The following is a 15561-nucleotide window of genomic DNA, read 5'->3' as shown; positions in this document are numbered from 1 at the left end:
AGATAGATACGTATGGAGTGGACAAAAAGCAAGCTGTTCTGTATTGCAGCTCTCTCTTTACTATTTTTAGGAGGGGCATTCCAGGTCATGCCGCCTTCGGGAGATGAAGAGGCATTGGGGATTGAAACTCCGGGTGCGCAAGCAGATACGGATGCGAAATCATCTGAAGGACCTGAAAAAGTCCTGAAGATTGCAACCCCGAACGTCATAAAATCTGAATCCCTGATAGGAGACTACTACCTGGGCATCTTTGCCCATCTCTCCAATTTCCCCCTAATGCAAATGTCCGAAGACGGCAGGATAGTCGGCAGGCTGGCTGATCATTATGAGGTTTCGGAAGACCACAGGGAATGGACCTTCTATATCCGGGATGACCTTTACTGGAGTGACGGAAAGAAGGTGACCCCCGAAGATGTACAGTTCAGCATAATTTACTATGGAGAAAAACATCCTGCTTGCCGCTGGATCAACGAAACCCTGGAAAGTTCCTCCGTTTCGCAGACTGAAAACTCGGTGACTTTCAGGTTCGACAGACCCTACACCCGCATCAACCTGGAATTTGCGACCTACTATATTCTTCCCGCCCATATATGGGAAAAGATAGACAATCCAATGGAATACTCAAGCAAAGGCCCTTATGTGGGCTGTGGGCCCTATTATATAGAATCCGTAGACCTGAACACCGCCCGCCTCGTCTTCCGGAAAAACCCTTACTGGGAAGGCAAAAGCTGTGCCTTTGATAAGGTAGAGGTTGACTGGTACGCAAATGAAGATGCCGCCTGCCTGGCCCTTGAAAAAGGAGAAGCTGACACCTACTACAAATATGCTTCCTCCTACCCCTACGCGAACATCGAGCGTCTGGAAAAAACTGGGGACTTCAACTTTGTCAAAAAGGACAGTATCGGAATTTTCTATCTTGGGATTACCTTAAACGAAGCCCCCCGTTCGGACCTTGAATTCAGGGAAGCCCTATCCTATGCCATAAATTACGAAGAAATCATGCAGCTTGACACCCTGGGTTACGGAAGCATTCCCAACAGGGGGCTGGTTCCCCCGGACATGGAATACTACAAACCCACGGAAAAATGCAGTTACGACCCGGAAAAAGCCAGGGAAATCCTGGAAAAGGCAGGGTATGAAGACCACAATGGAAACGGGATCATGGAAGACAAAAACGGAAAAGATATCCTCCTAGAACTCATGATCTGTCCGGGCTACGAAAGGGATGCTGAACTTTTGCAGGAGTACTTCCGTGATGTGGGAATCGACATTGAAATAGAAAACGTTGACCTGAACACCTACGGGGACCGAAAGGACAGTTCCAGGTACGAGCTTGTCTTTTCCAGGACCACACCCTGGGGCATGCTGATGCACGCGGGACTGGGTACCGGGTACTTCGATTCCAGACGCTACGGATACATCGAAGATCCTGTCTTTACCGGACTTTGCGACCAGCTCCTGAATACTACCGATCCCGAAACCCTGCGTTCCTGTTCTTACTCCCTGCAGGACTATTATGCAGAAGAGCTGCCGGTAATTCCGGTTTACTGGAAAAAGGAGGTTACCCCCTATAATAAAAGGTTCGAAGGCTGGCACTACAACAGCCTTGAAGGAATCTACACCCTGGATACCTTCCTCGATGTACATGAGGTATGAGACAGGAGCAGTTTCCGGATAACATTGCTTTGAAAACGAAAAAACGATTTGAAAAGGCGAAGTGCCTCGAAAATAACAAAACAGTTTGAAAAAGGTAAGGAGATTTGAAAACGGGAAGGTGGTACAATGCGTGAAGTGGCAAAAAAAGTGTTAAGATATGCGGCTTCCTTTCTCCTCATAGTCACCCTCAACTTTGCGCTCCCCAGGCTTATGCCAGGGGACCCAGTAAAGAACCTCATAGGGGAAGACGTCTACGTTTCGGAGGCTGTAATGGAGGAACTGAGAGCCGAGATGGGGCTTAACATACCGCTTTACGAGCAGTTTACTGCTTACATCGGAGACCTCCTCCGCTTTGACCTGGGTTACTCCTACCACCTTCACAGCCCTGTGACCGAGATCTTGAGGGATAGGATTGTCTGGACCCTCCTTTTTGTGGGTGTATCCATGCTCCTGGGAGCAGCCCTGGGAACCCTGCTAGGAGCATACGCGGGCTGGAAACCAGAAACAAAGGCAAACCGCATCCTATGCTGCGGGTTTATTGCACTTTCCTGCACACCTCCCTATTTCCTTGCCCTGCTTTTCCTGGAGATCTTTGCCTTCAAGCTAGGGCTTTTTCCTTTCAAGGGTTTTTATAACGTCCCGACCCCGGGAAGTATCGCACACCACATGTTTTTACCGGTAACCGTGATGGCTCTCTTTTCCGCCTCCAGAAACTTCCTGATAATGCGGGGAAGCGTCATACAGGAAAAAGGGCAGCTTTACGCCCTCTATGCCCGGGCAAAGGGCCTCTATGACATATCCATTCTTTTCAGGCATGTCATAAAGAATGCTTCCCTTCCGATCATTACCCTGCTTGCCCTTGATTTCGGTTTTCTCTTCAGCGGAGCACTATTTACAGAGATCGTTTTCTCCCTAAACGGAATGGGGACCCTTATCTATGATGCAATAATCGGGAAAGATTACCCGGTCCTCCAGGGCTCGTTTCTGGTAATAGCCCTTGCAGTCCTGCTGGCAAACATGCTTGCGGACCTGCTGTATGCAGTTGCCGACCCGAGAGTAAGGAGGCCGGCATGATACAGAAGGAAACATACATAGGGGAAAGCACCGCCCAGGAAAGAGACAGTCAGTGGAAAGATTTTCTATCCTTTAATTTAAACCTTGATATCCGGAAATACGGAAGAAACCTGAAAAGATTCAACAAAGGAGGACTATTTCTCTTTACTTTTTTCCTAATTCTTGCCCTCTTTCCTGCCCTTTTTGCCCCTTACTCCCCGACAGAGCGCTTCATTCCCTATGAAGCCCCATCGACTGCCCACCTTCTGGGGACAAACGATATCGGAAATGACATACTCTCGGAACTGGTTTACGGGGCAAGAATCTCGATGACGGTGGGGTTTGCCTCAGCCTGCATCTCAACCTTAATAGGCCTCATGATAGGGCTTTTTTCAGGCTACTTCAGGGGGACGCTTGACGAACTGCTTATGGGCTTTACCGACGTTGTCCTGATAATCCCCAAAATCCCCCTGATAATAATCCTGGGAGCATTCCTCCACCCGAGCATCTGGATCCTGATCCTCGTACTTGGGCTGCTTTCCTGGGAGTCAATTGCCAGGGTTGTCCGCTCAAAAACCCTGCAGATAAGAGAATCAGGCTATGTCAAAAGTGCCCGATGCATGGGCTTTTCCCCATTTCACATCATGACCTCGGACATCGTCCCGAACCTCTTCCATGTCCTGCTCCCCAAGTTCATGCTGGCAACGGCTTCGGCAATGATTTCGGAAGCCTCACTTTCCTTCCTGGGACTCGGGGACATAAGCATGAAAAGCTGGGGGATCATGCTTTCCTTTGCCTTTTCCAGAGGTGGTTTTATCAGGGAAATGTGGTGGTGGTACCTGCCTCCGGGAGTCTGCATAACACTCTGTGTAATGTCCATTGCATTGATAGGGTTCGGGTTCGAAGGAAAAGAGAAAGAACGTGGAAAAAGAGGAGTGGATGCGGAATGAACACCCTGCTGGAAATAAAAGACCTCAACGTTTCTTTTCAGGGAAATGAGAATGAGAATAAAACCGGGAATAAAAACGAAACCGTGGCCGCTGTTTCCTGCCTTTCGCTTTCTATAAGGGAAAAAGAAACTGTGGCTCTCGTAGGGGAGACGGGCTGCGGAAAATCCGTTGTCGCACATGCGATTATGTGTCTGCTCCCCCCGGAATCCAGAGTTAAAGGGAGAATAGAATTCGGAGGCAAAAACCTCCTCGAACTGAGCGAAAAAGAGATGGCAAAACTCAGGGGAAAAGAAATCTCCATCATTTTCCAGAATCCGTCTCTTGCTTTAAATCCCGTATATTCAATAGGGCACCAGCTTGCAGAACCTCTCCGGATTCACGGACAGGAAAAAGAGGAAGTGAAGGGAAAGAAAAAAACTAAAGCCCTATCAAAAGTCGTGGAAGCCCTTAAACGAGTGGGTTTTTCAAATCCCCAGGAATACATGGGTTACTATCCCTCCTGGTGTTCCGGAGGGATGAACCAGCGCTTTTTGATTGCGGCTTCAACCATGCTTGACCCGGTCCTCCTTATAGCAGACGAACCCAGCAAAGGGCTCGACAGGAGCCGCGTAGCCGAACTGGAAAACGAGCTGAAGGGACTGAAAGAAAAAAGTGAAACATCCCTGCTTCTGATAAGCCACGACCTCGGTTTTGTGCGGCAGATCGCAGATAGGGTTGCCGTAATGTATGCGGGAGAAATCGTTGAGATTGCCACCCCATCAACCCTTTTTGAAAGCCCGCTCCACCCCTATACCCAGGGCCTCCTGAACAGCCTGCCTGAAAACGGTTTTGTACCCATACCCGGTTCATCCCCACCCCTCAGCAGCCCGCCTGCAGGCTGCAGGTTCCATCCGAGATGCCCCTCCAAGGAAAAACGTTGCACGCAGGAACACCCCGAACTCAAAGAAGGAAACGGAAGGGCAGTGAGGTGTTTTTTATGTCCCTGAAAGCCGAAAACCTCTCAAAGACATACGGGTCCGGCCTGTTAGGAAAAGGAAAATGCATTTTCCGGGACGTGTCGTTTGAACTTGAACCCGGGAAAACCTTCGGGCTGATGGGCCCCTCGGGGGAAGGAAAAAGCACGCTCGGAAGAGTTATTACAGGACTTGAAAGGCCCACCGATGGCGCAGTTCTTCTTAACGGGAGTCCGCTTTTCGGGATGAAAAAAACCGAACATGCGACTTTCCGCCGCAGGGTCCAGATGATGTTCCAGGACCCGACAGATGCCTTTAACCCCAGGAAGAGGATTGAGCATTCGATTTTTGAAGTTCTGAAACTGCTCGATACCCCGGGAACCGGGTGTATCCGGTGCACAAAAGAAATGCTGAAGACCATAGGCCTCCCCGAAGAAGTGCTTGCCCGCTACCCGACCCAGCTCTCAGGCGGCCAGCTCCAGCGCCTTGCCCTTGGCAGGATCCTCCTGCTCGAACCGGAATACATTGTGCTTGACGAACCGACCTCAGCCCTTGACGTCTCGGTTCAGGCCCAGATCCTCCACTTGTTGAAAAAAGTGCAGACAGAGCAGGGAATCGGCTACCTCCTGATCTCCCATGATGAAGCCGTTATCCGCTTCATGTCGGAGAGGATGGGAATGCTTGAAAACGGGAAGCTGGACGTTATTGAAGCGTGAAACCGGAACAGATTCCGGATCAAGCAGATTATGAGGAAAGATGAAGAGAAGAAAAAGTGAAGAGAAGAAAAAGTGAAGAGAAGAAAAAGTGAAGAGAAGAAAAAGTGAAGAGAAGAAAAAGTGAAAAAAGAACGAAGAAGGGTTTACGATGGAAAAATTAACCGATATAAAGCCTCCCCTGGAAGATAAAAATCCCTTTCTCAGAGACCTTGCTGCGAATTTTAAAAAAGGGCAGGTCTTTCAGACGGCTCTTGAACTTGATGTTTTTACAAAACTCAAAACCCCAATGACCGCCGAAGCAATCTCCCGGGAAACAGGGACAGACCCTGTACTTACTGGCAGGTTTCTGGATGTACTCGTTGCCCTTTGCCTCCTTGCCAAAAACGATGGAGCCTACGTAACACCGGCAGACCTTTATCCGTTCCTTGCAGACGATGGGCTTTATTATTCAAAGCAGCTCCTCTTATCCAAAGAGGAAAAACGTAACTGGCTGAACCTGAAAGAAATCCTGATACACGGTCCACAGGAGAAAGAAAAGCCTGATTACCAGTATTTTTATGACCGGAAGTCCATGGAATTGATTGCAAGATCCACCCTGCTCGGTAGGCTGCAAAAGATCCTGAAAATCGTTATCGCGCTTCCGGAATTTCAGGCGGCCCGGCGCCTTATCGACTTTGGGGGCGGGCACGGACTGTTCGGAATAGGGCTTGCCCAGGAAAACCCATACCTGGAAGTGGTAATTTTTGACCGCCCCGGAATGGCTGAGATATCCCGGGAATTTATCGGAAAATACGGCATGGAAAAACGCGTAAGAGCCGTATCAGGAGACTACGTAAAGGATAAACAGGGGGCAGAGTACGACATCGCCCTTGAAATCTTATCTTTTGAAAGCAACCTAGACGACGTGAAACAGTTTTATCAAAATGTTGCCGGGTGTTTAAGGCCCGGAGGAATTTTCATAATCCAGGCTTTTGCAATAAAGGCTGATAGGACCGGCCCTCTGAATTCTCTTCTCCATGACCTATACAAAAAGATTGCAGGCCGAAATATGTACATGATGAGCAGCGGGGAAATCCGGGAGGCTCTTGAAGATGCAGGCTTCGAAGCAGAATATGAAACGGAGTTTCACGATGCTATTCCCACGCAACTTATTATCGCAAGAAAGAAAGATCCCCATAAATCCTGAATAATCCTCATAATCCTGAATAAAGGACATTCTGCCTCATTGCGTTTGCACCCGGAAGAAAAACTGGCAAGGAAAGCTGAAAAACAAATTAAACTGGAGAAACAAAATGTAGCAAAACTATAGCTTCAGACCCTCAAAAAAGAAAAGCAGTGAGATGTATGACAAAATATATACAGAAGCAAAGTATATCAATATCCAGTAAAACAAGTTAAATTGATTTGTACTCGTTTGCCAAAAAAACCTCCACAAATTCAATAAAAAACGATACCTTACAAACCATTTTTTATTTTTTATATTTCGTCATGCCCTGAAATCAAATCAACTTATTTTAATTAAGAATGAAAAAGGATAGGGTCCGAGAAAACAAAGAGAAAATCGGAAAGGTACCTGAAACCAGGCACCTAAACCTCAAAATAGCTCCAGAATAGCTTCCGGGCTTTCAAGTACAGTAATTCCCTGCAGCTTTTTTACAATTTCGACATTACGCATGTCCACGTCCCGCACCAGGACTTCAACAGGTCCGCCCTTGATGGCATTATAAGAGCATAATTCCTTGCAGATCCCGCAGCCTTTGCATTTCAGGAGTTCTATCTGGTCTGTGACACCATTTTTCTCGGTGATTGCTCCATGGGGACAGTTTGCCCTGGGGGGGCAGTCCTCGCAATGCCGGCACTGTTTCCTGTCAATGTTGTAGGGCATTTCCGAGACGATCGAGCCTTCAATGTCCACAGGCACAACATAAACCGGGATCCTTCCCTTGACAGCCTGGGCAACGGCATTGGTTACCAGGGAATCGGCAATTCCGTAGGCGATTTTCGAGACTGTGTTTGAGGTTGCAGGCGTAACGAAGAGGGCATCGTACCTTTCAAGGAGAAAACGCCCGACCTTGGGAGAACTTGAACCCTGCTCACTTTCCCGAAAGATCTCTTCAAGGTAGTCTCCTCCCGAGATTTTTACAAGCTTCTGCTCAAGCCCGTACATCCGGAGGACCTCTTCAGCTGCCCTGGAAATATACGTGTTTACGGAAAGCCCGTGGTCTCTGAGTTTAAGTTCCTTAAAGACCTGGTAGCTGCGGTCCAGGAAATGTCCGGCTCCTGTAATACCCCATGCAATGCTCTTAAAACTCATGAAAAGAAATCATGCAGGAGGAAGATAATATAATTTTCTAAAAAAGAGTAACTTGAAACAGGAAACTGAAAATTACAACAAAGAACTGAAACCGGAAAAGAATCAAAAGAGTCTGGAGATATAAAGAAAGTCAGATCCCCAGCACTTCATAAAGCAGTTTCATAGCTTTCTTTTCCCCCTCGCCCCCGCATTTGGAAGCAAGGGTTTCATAGTGCCGGATCCATTCAAGGTATTTTTTATCCCCCGACAACTGGTAACGGGTTGCATGGACTGTAGCTTCAAGCACGGCATTGAATCCCCTGTTGGGTACGGGAAAGGCTTTTCTCTTATCTTCATTAAAGCCCGCCTCCACAGGAACAAGATCGGCAACAAGAGCCTGTTCTGTGTTTTTAACATTAACGCATTCGAAAACGACCCAGGCAGCGGCTTCTGTTAGGATTGGGAACTTAAGCCTGCCTGCCGTCACATATTCAAACTCGGAATGTTCAAGGTCGAAAAAGGTGGAACGCACAAAAAGAAGTGGATCATAAACTACATTTGAAGCAAGATACATTTCTTGAAAAACATTTGCCCAGGTATGGCTGCCTTTGAAAAGCCGGACAAAAGACCTTCCACCCTTTGTAATGATACCTATCGGAGCAGCGTTCGGGCTTTCAAAGCCTGTACTTACTATTACTTCCGAGATACCCTCCCGGATCCCGAACGAAAATAAGTCGATTTCCGGAGATAATTTACCAACTTCCCTGCAATCAGAAGAAAGCCCTGTCAAAAGCGCAAGCCTCCAAGAAAAGAAATAAAAAGTCCTGCAATAATGATATCTGCCGTAGAACCAGGATTGATCCTTTTTTCCAAAAGCTCGGAGTCAAAATCTTGTACTGAAGGCAGGATAAAGGTAAAGTCTCGGGCTGTTTTCCCAGAAGCTTCCCAGCCTGAAAGGATCTTGCCTGCTCTGGAAGAAACGTAATCTGCAGTTTCAGTATCAAACTTGGTCTGGATGAAGGTATCCCTGTGCCTGGAAAGCAGTTTCAGGAACGTATACACGATAGCCTCGTTGATTCCTGTGCCCGAACAGGTGGAAACCGAGCCTCCTGTGAAAGCTTCTGCTTCACAGTTTCGTACCTGCATGAACTCAAGGATGCTTTTTGCGCCCTCAAGACAACGCCCGAAACCTGATGTCCACTCATCTGCAATAAGGTCATACCCTCTGGCAATTTCCATAAGGTCGTAAAGGGTAATGTTCTGTTTTCTGAGATCGGCAGTTGCTTCAGGGTCTTCAAGATCGAATTCGTCCACACTATTTACTCTGACTCCTGCATGCCCGAAAGCCCTGTAGAACTCAACGGCGTCTTCGCAGTTAGTTGCGCGGACAAAAGCATGGGCTCGGGCAGCAAGCCCTTCAAAATCCCCGGCTTCAAGCCGAAAGCCTGCCTTCCCGCGATGAGGGGGTTCTCCGGAGATTTCACCTGCCGCCATTGCCAGAGGAATCAGGAGTAAAAAAGCGCCAAAATGTGTATTCCCTCCCTGCTGCCAGGCAGAGCTTTCGTAAACCGCACTCCTGAGAAGAATTCCTATTCCATCTCTGCTTCTTGCAGCAAGCTCCAGGACAGGATAGGCGGCAACCGAAGAAGCTATAAAATGCTCAAAACAGGTGTCAGGATAATTATGTTCCCTATCAACGTTCCCCGGCTTCGGAGAGGCTGAGACCTCGAGCAACATAGCAAGCTGTGCACAGCGTGCAATCAGGCTCGGGGTTCGGGATTCCTCTACCCATTCAGGGATATGAAGGGAGAAAGCAGAATTATTGGGCTTCATTTACCGGAATCCTGGCATGGTCAAGGATGTATTTTGACAACTGCTCCTTAAGCTTCATATACTCCGCATCAGAGAGGTCAAGTGTATTCAGTACACCATCCCTGATCCAGCAGGGCTTTGTAATCTTGCAGCACCAGACAAGGCTGCCGAAACAGGTATCCTCCCCGAACTCCAGCATTGTGCCTCTGGCAAATTCCATTTTTGTCCGGGCGAACTCTTCGGCAGTGTACCCCAGCTTTCGGGATTTCTCGTGCACAGGACAGGGTTTTACCGGGAGGCAGCAGAAAGCCAGACCCCTGAAGTCCCCTTCACTGCAAACGTGTTTGGGAGCATTATACCAGCCTATTGACTCCTGATACGAACTGACACTTTCTACAAGTTCCTTTATCAGTTCAGGGTTTTCCATCGCTCCCCTTGCAACAGAGACCATGTCAGCTCCTCGAGAAAACATGTCCTTTGCCGTGGCAAAGTCAGTAACCGAGTTGTTGCCTATAAGGAAGAGCCTTGTAGCATCTCTGTAATTTAAAATCGAATCAAGGTCGGCTCCAAACCCTTCCAGCATGGAATCTACATGGATGATATCAGCCCCAGCCTTATCAATAAGCCTGGCAAGTTCAACATCATTCACTACATTTGCCCTTACCTTTACGGAAAGCACGACTCCTGTTTCCTTTATTGCCTTTATCCAGGCAGAAAGCCTGGGGAGATCATGCAGCAGGGCTTCCCCTATGCCCGCTTCAAGCATTTCAGGCTGCTTGCAGTGGGCGTTTAACTCAAGGATCGCCCCTTCTTCCTTTACGATTTTTGCGGCTTCAACCAAAGGCTCAAGGGTAGTGCTTCTTACGTTTACTGCAACAGCACTACCCGAGTTTACTGCCCGGATTTCCTGTTTTATAAGCTCCATAGGTTCATCGGAGATGAACTCTTTTCTACCCCTGGCAACAAGGGCTGATGCAACTTCAATAGACCCTTTATCCAGATTGAAGGCTCCAAGCACTACCAGCCCGGCATCACCTGCATACTGGTTGGCAAAAGCGCTATCGACAATACCTGCCATTGGCGCCAGTGCAATGGGATTTCTAAAACGGACATATCCAATATGCAAATCAAATAGATAATCACTCATGTTTTACCTCTAAAAAATAAGACTGGAAACTGAACACAAAAATGATAGTTATAGTCACATATTAAGCTAACGAATCATTTTAATCTTATGAGAATATTTTTTCAGAGATTTATTAAAATGGGAAATCCATTATTAAAATGGAAAATCCATTTTATTTTTCCGATTACAATACATATATATTAATATTTGGGCAGATCTCAAACACTCAAAGGTTATATAGAACATACAGAAGGAATGCACCTGTTGATCCAGACCAGGAAAGAGTTAAAAAAATCAGCCCGAAAAATAAGCCAATAGCTGCTGAAAACAATGTTACTCAAGCACCTTATTTAGCCAGTCTCCTTTTGCAAAAATATTATCCCATAAATATATATACGATCAAAAAATACATAGGACAGGTTAATCAACAACATGCGAGAGAGGCTGGGCGGCTGCCGGACCTTTTGGTCTGAGGAAAGTCTCCCCACCGCTCCGGACACACGAACATCTGTAAAGGATGTCGGGCGAGAGCCTGGGCTCTGGCACAGAAACGATAACTGCCCCCTGCAAATGCAATGATGCCATAAGCTGAGGTCGCAGGGAGAGTGGATGAAACGGCGAATCCTCGTGGGTGCAAGTTGGAAATCGGGAAGAACGAGTAGTCCGGAATCGCCCGATTGGTTTTGGTAACGCTTAGCCGAATGCCGTCGATGCAAGAGTCCTCAGGGACCATTTCTTCCACTGATGAATGGCAGGAATTTTTGCATGAACAGAAGGGAGCTTACAAGCCTCACTCGCATACAATTATTCTAATTTGTTCTTTATTCCTTTTCTCTGGTTTTGTTTTTATCCGGTCTTTTGCCCGGGAAAATGCCCCTTCTTAAGCAAAAATAAATTTATTTTAGTTTAAAATTCAGAAGTGCCCAGCGCAGGTAATCTTTATAATTGATCTTGAAATCCACAACATCAAGATATTTATAAATCATTTTTTCACTTGAAGTGAAGATCTTAAACGTCCTATCCGGAAAGCGGTGCATTACCTTTGAAAACAGAAGGGAATACTTAAGGTGAGTCCCAAACTCAGCCTGGCATAGAGACTCATATTTATTCAGGTCTTTGATTTTTCCACCATGCATGCAAATCCCGGCAATTACTTCTGCAGCAAACTGTCCGGAACTGATGGCATAGGCCAACCCTTCCCCGGAGAAGGAATCAACGAAACCTGCAGCATCCCCGCTCAAGAGAACCCTTGAACCTGCAATTCTGCGCTTAAGCCCTCCCCAGGGGATCTTATGCCCATGCAATTTGTAGTTTCCGGAAAAACCATTGTCTCTCAGGAAATTAAGCATTGTTTCTTTTGGGTGAGGCAGGTCTTTAACAACTCCGCCGATCCCGACAGAATAATAGGTTCTATGAGGAAAAACCCAGCCATAACCACCGCCAGCAATCCCGAAATGCAATTCAATGGTTTTTCCCAATCGCTGTTCAATTTCTTTTTCATTGGCAGGAACTTCAGTGACCATGCAGATCCCGTACTCCTCTTTAGTATCCGAATGCCGCACACAGTTTTTGACGAGCCCCTGTACCCCCTCGGCAACAATTGCAAATTTTGCTCTGTATGTGCCCCTATTAGTCTCAACTTCGACACATTCTGGCATTTCTCTGCAAGAAAGAGCCTTTTCCCCTGTATGAACTTCAATTTCGGTTTCCTTTGCCTTTTCAAGCAGGAGATTATCAAACATGTATCGGGAGACAATCACTGACAAACGGTAATCTTTATGTGTCTCGATAAACTGGCCTTTGAAAAAGACTTTTGCCCCTGTGACTTCCCACTCAATAAACTCCTCGGGAAGTTCAAAATCAAGATAAGAGATAGCATGGTCCGAAAGTCCCCCACCACAGGGTTTGTATCTGGGAAATTCCTCTTTTTCAAGCAACAGTGTACTGAGACCAAGTTTTCCGGCTCTTCTTCCGGCCGAGGCTCCGGAAGGACCACCACCTACGATAATTACGTCATACATGAAAGTAGCACCTTTAAAAGTATATTTAAATGAATTCAAAATCACATATTAATTTTGAGAGGCACGTATTTAAAATATAGATTTGCAGGGAAAAAGTTGCTTTTTACCCGAAAGAAGGAAATCAGGTTCAGTATTTGAAAGTTTCGAAAGCATCCAGAACCTTTTGATAATCCACTTCCGTTCCGAAGCAACCGTCCCTTTCCATCGGAACCCCGTAGGTCACGATTTTTCTACTTTTGATGGCACGCATAACCTTGTTGAGCTCGTAATCACAGGCGATAAGGAGCACTCCATCAGCTTTTTCCATCTGCAGGATGCGTTTGACAAAAGAAGACCCGGTCAGGATAAAAAGCTTGTACCCGTATTTTTCCGAATCTTTTTTTAGCTGGGCAAACACACATTTTCCACAGGACTTGCACTGGATACCTTCCCTCGTGGAATGGGCGGGACAGTCAAGGGCTCGCATGCAGTGGGGAGCAAGAATGATCCTTTTCCTGGTTTTTGCAAAAGCTGATTTATGAGCCATGTTTTTCAGGGAAGCCATCCATTTGTCCAGTGTTCTGGAATCCGAAAACCTAACAAAGAGATGCCTGAGTGGCAAATAGAAAAAGTCAAGCACGTTTGCAAAAAAACCGGCCAGCCAGACATATCTGTTCAGGCTTATCCGACTTACCAGAAGAGCAATCGACGCTATAAAAACCGAAAAAATCACGGTAAAAAACAGGACTTTTCCTATAAGATTATACATTGCACATCTCCATTTTTCGGATAATTTCTTCAACGTTCGCTTCGGTATTGAAACAGCCGTCACGAAGGAGAAGAACCCCTTGCACAGGAACAAAAGATACCTCTTGCATATCTTCTGCAAGCTCATTGTAACAGGCAACACCAAGGCAAGCCCGGGGCCTGTATTCCTTGAAGATCTTTTTGACAAAACTGCTTCCAGGAATTACGAATACCTTAAACCCGTACTTGTCGCCGGCCTCACAAATCTTTGCAATATCACAGAGCCCGCAGCGCTTGCATTCATACCCGTGCACTGGGTCACATCTTGCCTTACAATTCGGATGGCGCATACACTGCGGCAGCAGGACAACCCTCCCCTCCTTCGTATGTACGAAATCATCCAGCATCATAGCATTCCGGACATCGATAAGGATATCGTCAACAAGCGTTTCCCGGATTCGAAAAACCTTGCATATCCACCTGGAAGGAGAATAGAAAAGATAGAGCGTGAAGAGTGTAAAACTTGGAAAAAGTATTCTGCGTTTTTTAAAAGAGTAAGCCCCTATCAGAAGAGCAAACACAGTCCCGCACAAAGCCAGGAAAGTCAGGAATACGAACACTTTTCCCATGAATTCGTAAGGAATTTGCATACATTGGTCATGAGATTTTAGCAGTATTTATACCTATCCATAAAATCAAAGACCGGCAGCAAAAGCAAACAATGAAACCAGAATAGAACCAGAATGGAACCAGAATAGAACCAGAGTAGAACCAGAGTAGAACCAGAGTAGAACCAGAATAGAACCAGAATAGAACCAGAAAGGAACCAGAATAGAACCAGAATAGAACCAGAATAGAACCAGAATAGAACCAGAGTAGAACCAGAATAGAACCAGAATAGAACCAGAGTAGAACCAGAGTAGAACCAGAATAGAACCAGAAAGGAACCAAAAAGGAACCAGAAAGGAAATAAAAGGAAAAAAATAACCCCGAAGGGTTTAATCTCCTATAACTTCGAGCCCGAGAGCTTCTGCGACAAGAACAATAATGTCCTCGACTTCCAGCTTTTCTGCACCCGGTGTGTTCTTTTTATTGAGGGAATCCGTTCCGTCCTGAAGGTTTCTCTTACAGAACGGACAGGCGCTTGAGAGGATATCTGCGTGGGTTGCAAGAGCATCCTCTACACGGGTTTCGGCAACTCCCAGAGCAAGGTCAGGGATACCTGCTTTCACACCACCGCCAGCTCCACAGCAGCGCTGGAATTCCTTGACTCTGTCCATTTCAACAAACTTGACACCTGGGATATGCTCAAGCACATATCTGGGGGCATCGTATACACCTACGTGGCGGCCCAGGTGGCAGGGGTCGTGATAGGTGATGGACTTGTCAATGGACTTTTCCCATTTGATCTGGTCCTTCTTGATAAGTTCTGCCAGGAACTCGGTGATGTGGACCACTTCAAAGGGCAGTTCTTCTCCTAGCTGCCTTGGCCAATCGACCTTGGAGGCACGGAAACAGCCTGCACAGGCATAGAGGACTTTTGTTGCGCCTTTGGCCTTGATGGCATCTACATTGTGCTTGGCAACCTTGCGGGCGACGTCTTCAATATGGGACTGACCAGTCCTGATCATAGCTGAACCACAGCACCATTCTTCTTCCCCGAGCATGGTGAACTCAATGCCTAACTTGTTAAGCACCCTAGCGGTTGCAACAGCCAGCTTGGTCTGCCTGAGTTCGGCAGTACACCCACCGAAATAGAGGATGTTGGCTTTCTCGGCGATCTTGACATCATCCGGAATCCATTTAAGGCGGTCTTCAGGAGCTGCAAGGTAAGGGTTGTTGTACTTGTTAACAAGCTTTGGGAACATATTCTGTTTCCCATAGGGGCCAATTCCTTTCTTTACAAGGTTTGCCCGCATGGCTTCCCAGAGTTCCACGGTGTTGATCCCGGACTCACAGACGGTTCCGCAGATACCACAGGTGGTACAGCCGTGGACGTCATCTTTGAACTCTTCGAGTTCGGCGTCAGGGATCTCCTTCGGGCCAAAGAGCTTTGCCTTGAGTCCATAGGACTTATCCATGAATTGCTTCCAGCGCAGGATCTTGTCTCTGGGAGCTAACCCGGGCTTCTGCCCGGAAGCAGCGTAGGTTGGACACCACTTCACACATTCACCACAGCGGGTACAGGAGTCAAGCTCCATAAGCTGGACGGCTGTAAGGTTCTTGGTGTCTATTGATGGAGTTTTTTTTGCCAT

The 15561-nt window shown here is 47.0% G+C and carries 14 protein-coding genes and 1 other RNA gene; 7 read left to right on the top strand and 8 right to left on the bottom strand.

From position 1 onward, the window contains the following. The first annotated feature begins 12 nt into the window (after nt 1–12). From MSWHS_RS02470 to MSWHS_RS02445, 6 genes are all read left to right on the top strand, one after another. Nucleotides 13–1656: an ABC transporter substrate-binding protein gene (locus MSWHS_RS02470; RefSeq protein WP_052722536.1), complete on the top strand. Its 1644-nt coding sequence runs from the start codon at nt 13–15 to the stop codon at nt 1654–1656. A 126-nt stretch (nt 1657–1782) separates the two neighbouring features. Continuing rightward, nucleotides 1783–2730, top strand: a complete 948-nt coding sequence (locus MSWHS_RS02465; RefSeq protein ID WP_048125739.1) for an ABC transporter permease — start codon at nt 1783–1785, stop codon at nt 2728–2730. Further along, on the top strand, nt 2727–3659 hold the full coding sequence (locus tag MSWHS_RS02460) for an ABC transporter permease (protein ID WP_082088007.1): 933 nt from the start codon (nt 2727–2729) through the stop codon (nt 3657–3659). Before MSWHS_RS02465 ends, MSWHS_RS02460 begins: the two co-directional genes overlap by 4 nt. Continuing rightward, the gene (locus MSWHS_RS02455; RefSeq protein ID WP_048158717.1) at nt 3656–4645 is read left to right on the top strand and encodes an ABC transporter ATP-binding protein; all 990 of its coding nucleotides are present in this window, start codon (nt 3656–3658) and stop codon (nt 4643–4645) included. The genes MSWHS_RS02460 and MSWHS_RS02455 overlap by 4 nt, the downstream gene beginning before the upstream one ends. Next, nucleotides 4636–5328: an ABC transporter ATP-binding protein gene (locus MSWHS_RS02450; protein WP_231585541.1), complete on the top strand. Its 693-nt coding sequence runs from the start codon at nt 4636–4638 to the stop codon at nt 5326–5328. Before MSWHS_RS02455 ends, MSWHS_RS02450 begins: the two co-directional genes overlap by 10 nt. Before the next feature lie 148 nt (nt 5329–5476). Next, the gene (locus tag MSWHS_RS02445; RefSeq protein WP_048158716.1) at nt 5477–6514 is read left to right on the top strand and encodes a methyltransferase; all 1038 of its coding nucleotides are present in this window, start codon (nt 5477–5479) and stop codon (nt 6512–6514) included. Nucleotides 6515–6922: 408 nt separating this feature from the next. Here MSWHS_RS02445 and MSWHS_RS02440 read toward each other — a convergent pair whose 3' ends face one another. The 4 genes from MSWHS_RS02440 to MSWHS_RS02425 form a co-directional block, all read right to left on the bottom strand. Continuing rightward, nucleotides 6923–7642 carry a dihydromethanopterin reductase (acceptor) gene (locus MSWHS_RS02440; RefSeq protein WP_048125730.1) on the bottom strand — a complete coding sequence of 240 codons (720 nt, stop codon included), beginning with the start codon at nt 7640–7642 and terminating at the stop codon, nt 6923–6925. 130 nt (nt 7643–7772) lie between these two features. Then, nucleotides 7773–8411, bottom strand: a complete 639-nt coding sequence (locus MSWHS_RS02435) for a DUF447 domain-containing protein (RefSeq protein WP_048125728.1) — start codon at nt 8409–8411, stop codon at nt 7773–7775. After that, complete coding sequence (locus tag MSWHS_RS02430) at nt 8408–9454, bottom strand: triphosphoribosyl-dephospho-CoA synthase (protein WP_048125725.1); 1047 nt, start codon at nt 9452–9454, stop codon at nt 8408–8410. The genes MSWHS_RS02435 and MSWHS_RS02430 overlap by 4 nt, the downstream gene beginning before the upstream one ends. Further along, nucleotides 9441–10580: a methanogenesis marker 9 domain-containing protein gene (locus tag MSWHS_RS02425; RefSeq protein ID WP_048158715.1), complete on the bottom strand. Its 1140-nt coding sequence runs from the start codon at nt 10578–10580 to the stop codon at nt 9441–9443. Before MSWHS_RS02425 ends, MSWHS_RS02430 begins: the two co-directional genes overlap by 14 nt. A gap of 415 nt (nt 10581–10995) precedes the next feature. On the opposite strand from MSWHS_RS02425, the gene rnpB reads away from it, so the two are divergent. Then, nucleotides 10996–11355, top strand: an RNA gene (gene rnpB, locus MSWHS_RS18705) — RNase P RNA component. A 100-nt stretch (nt 11356–11455) separates the two neighbouring features. On the opposite strand, the gene MSWHS_RS02415 is transcribed toward rnpB, so the two are convergent. From MSWHS_RS02415 to hdrD, 4 genes are all read right to left on the bottom strand, one after another. Next, on the bottom strand, nt 11456–12580 hold the full coding sequence (locus MSWHS_RS02415) for a geranylgeranyl reductase family protein (RefSeq protein ID WP_048125720.1): 1125 nt from the start codon (nt 12578–12580) through the stop codon (nt 11456–11458). A 127-nt stretch (nt 12581–12707) separates the two neighbouring features. Further along, nucleotides 12708–13328, bottom strand: coding sequence for a DUF116 domain-containing protein (locus MSWHS_RS02410; RefSeq protein ID WP_048125718.1), 621 nt, complete (start codon nt 13326–13328; stop codon nt 12708–12710). Further along, nucleotides 13321–13956, bottom strand: a complete 636-nt coding sequence (locus MSWHS_RS02405; RefSeq protein WP_048125716.1) for a DUF116 domain-containing protein — start codon at nt 13954–13956, stop codon at nt 13321–13323. Before MSWHS_RS02405 ends, MSWHS_RS02410 begins: the two co-directional genes overlap by 8 nt. Before the next feature lie 348 nt (nt 13957–14304). Next, on the bottom strand, nt 14305–15561 hold the full coding sequence (gene hdrD / locus MSWHS_RS02400) for a dihydromethanophenazine:CoB--CoM heterodisulfide reductase subunit HdrD (RefSeq protein WP_048125714.1): 1257 nt from the start codon (nt 15559–15561) through the stop codon (nt 14305–14307).

Source organism: Methanosarcina sp. WWM596 (assembly GCF_000969965.1).
Lineage (GTDB): Archaea > Halobacteriota > Methanosarcinia > Methanosarcinales > Methanosarcinaceae > Methanosarcina.
Note: the sequence above shows the minus strand (reverse complement) of the source record. Positions and strands in the feature narration are given on the sequence as shown.

Excerpts from the sequence above, each read along its gene's own strand:
- hdrD (WP_048125714.1), bottom strand. The coding sequence starts at position 15,561 with ATGGCAAAAAAAACTCCATCAATAGACACCAAGAACCTTACAGCCGTC.
- MSWHS_RS02465 (WP_048125739.1), top strand. The coding sequence starts at position 1,783 with ATGCGTGAAGTGGCAAAAAAAGTGTTAAGATATGCGGCTTCCTTTCTC.
- MSWHS_RS02445 (WP_048158716.1), top strand. The coding sequence starts at position 5,477 with ATGGAAAAATTAACCGATATAAAGCCTCCCCTGGAAGATAAAAATCCC.
- MSWHS_RS02470 (WP_052722536.1), top strand. The coding sequence starts at position 13 with ATGGAGTGGACAAAAAGCAAGCTGTTCTGTATTGCAGCTCTCTCTTTA.
- MSWHS_RS02460 (WP_082088007.1), top strand. The coding sequence starts at position 2,727 with ATGATACAGAAGGAAACATACATAGGGGAAAGCACCGCCCAGGAAAGA.
- MSWHS_RS02440 (WP_048125730.1), bottom strand. The coding sequence starts at position 7,642 with ATGAGTTTTAAGAGCATTGCATGGGGTATTACAGGAGCCGGACATTTC.
- MSWHS_RS02410 (WP_048125718.1), bottom strand. The coding sequence starts at position 13,328 with ATGTATAATCTTATAGGAAAAGTCCTGTTTTTTACCGTGATTTTTTCG.
- MSWHS_RS02405 (WP_048125716.1), bottom strand. The coding sequence starts at position 13,956 with ATGCAAATTCCTTACGAATTCATGGGAAAAGTGTTCGTATTCCTGACT.
- MSWHS_RS02455 (WP_048158717.1), top strand. The coding sequence starts at position 3,656 with ATGAACACCCTGCTGGAAATAAAAGACCTCAACGTTTCTTTTCAGGGA.
- MSWHS_RS02450 (WP_231585541.1), top strand. The coding sequence starts at position 4,636 with ATGTCCCTGAAAGCCGAAAACCTCTCAAAGACATACGGGTCCGGCCTG.
- MSWHS_RS02430 (WP_048125725.1), bottom strand. The coding sequence starts at position 9,454 with ATGAAGCCCAATAATTCTGCTTTCTCCCTTCATATCCCTGAATGGGTA.
- MSWHS_RS02425 (WP_048158715.1), bottom strand. The coding sequence starts at position 10,580 with ATGAGTGATTATCTATTTGATTTGCATATTGGATATGTCCGTTTTAGA.
- MSWHS_RS02415 (WP_048125720.1), bottom strand. The coding sequence starts at position 12,580 with ATGTATGACGTAATTATCGTAGGTGGTGGTCCTTCCGGAGCCTCGGCC.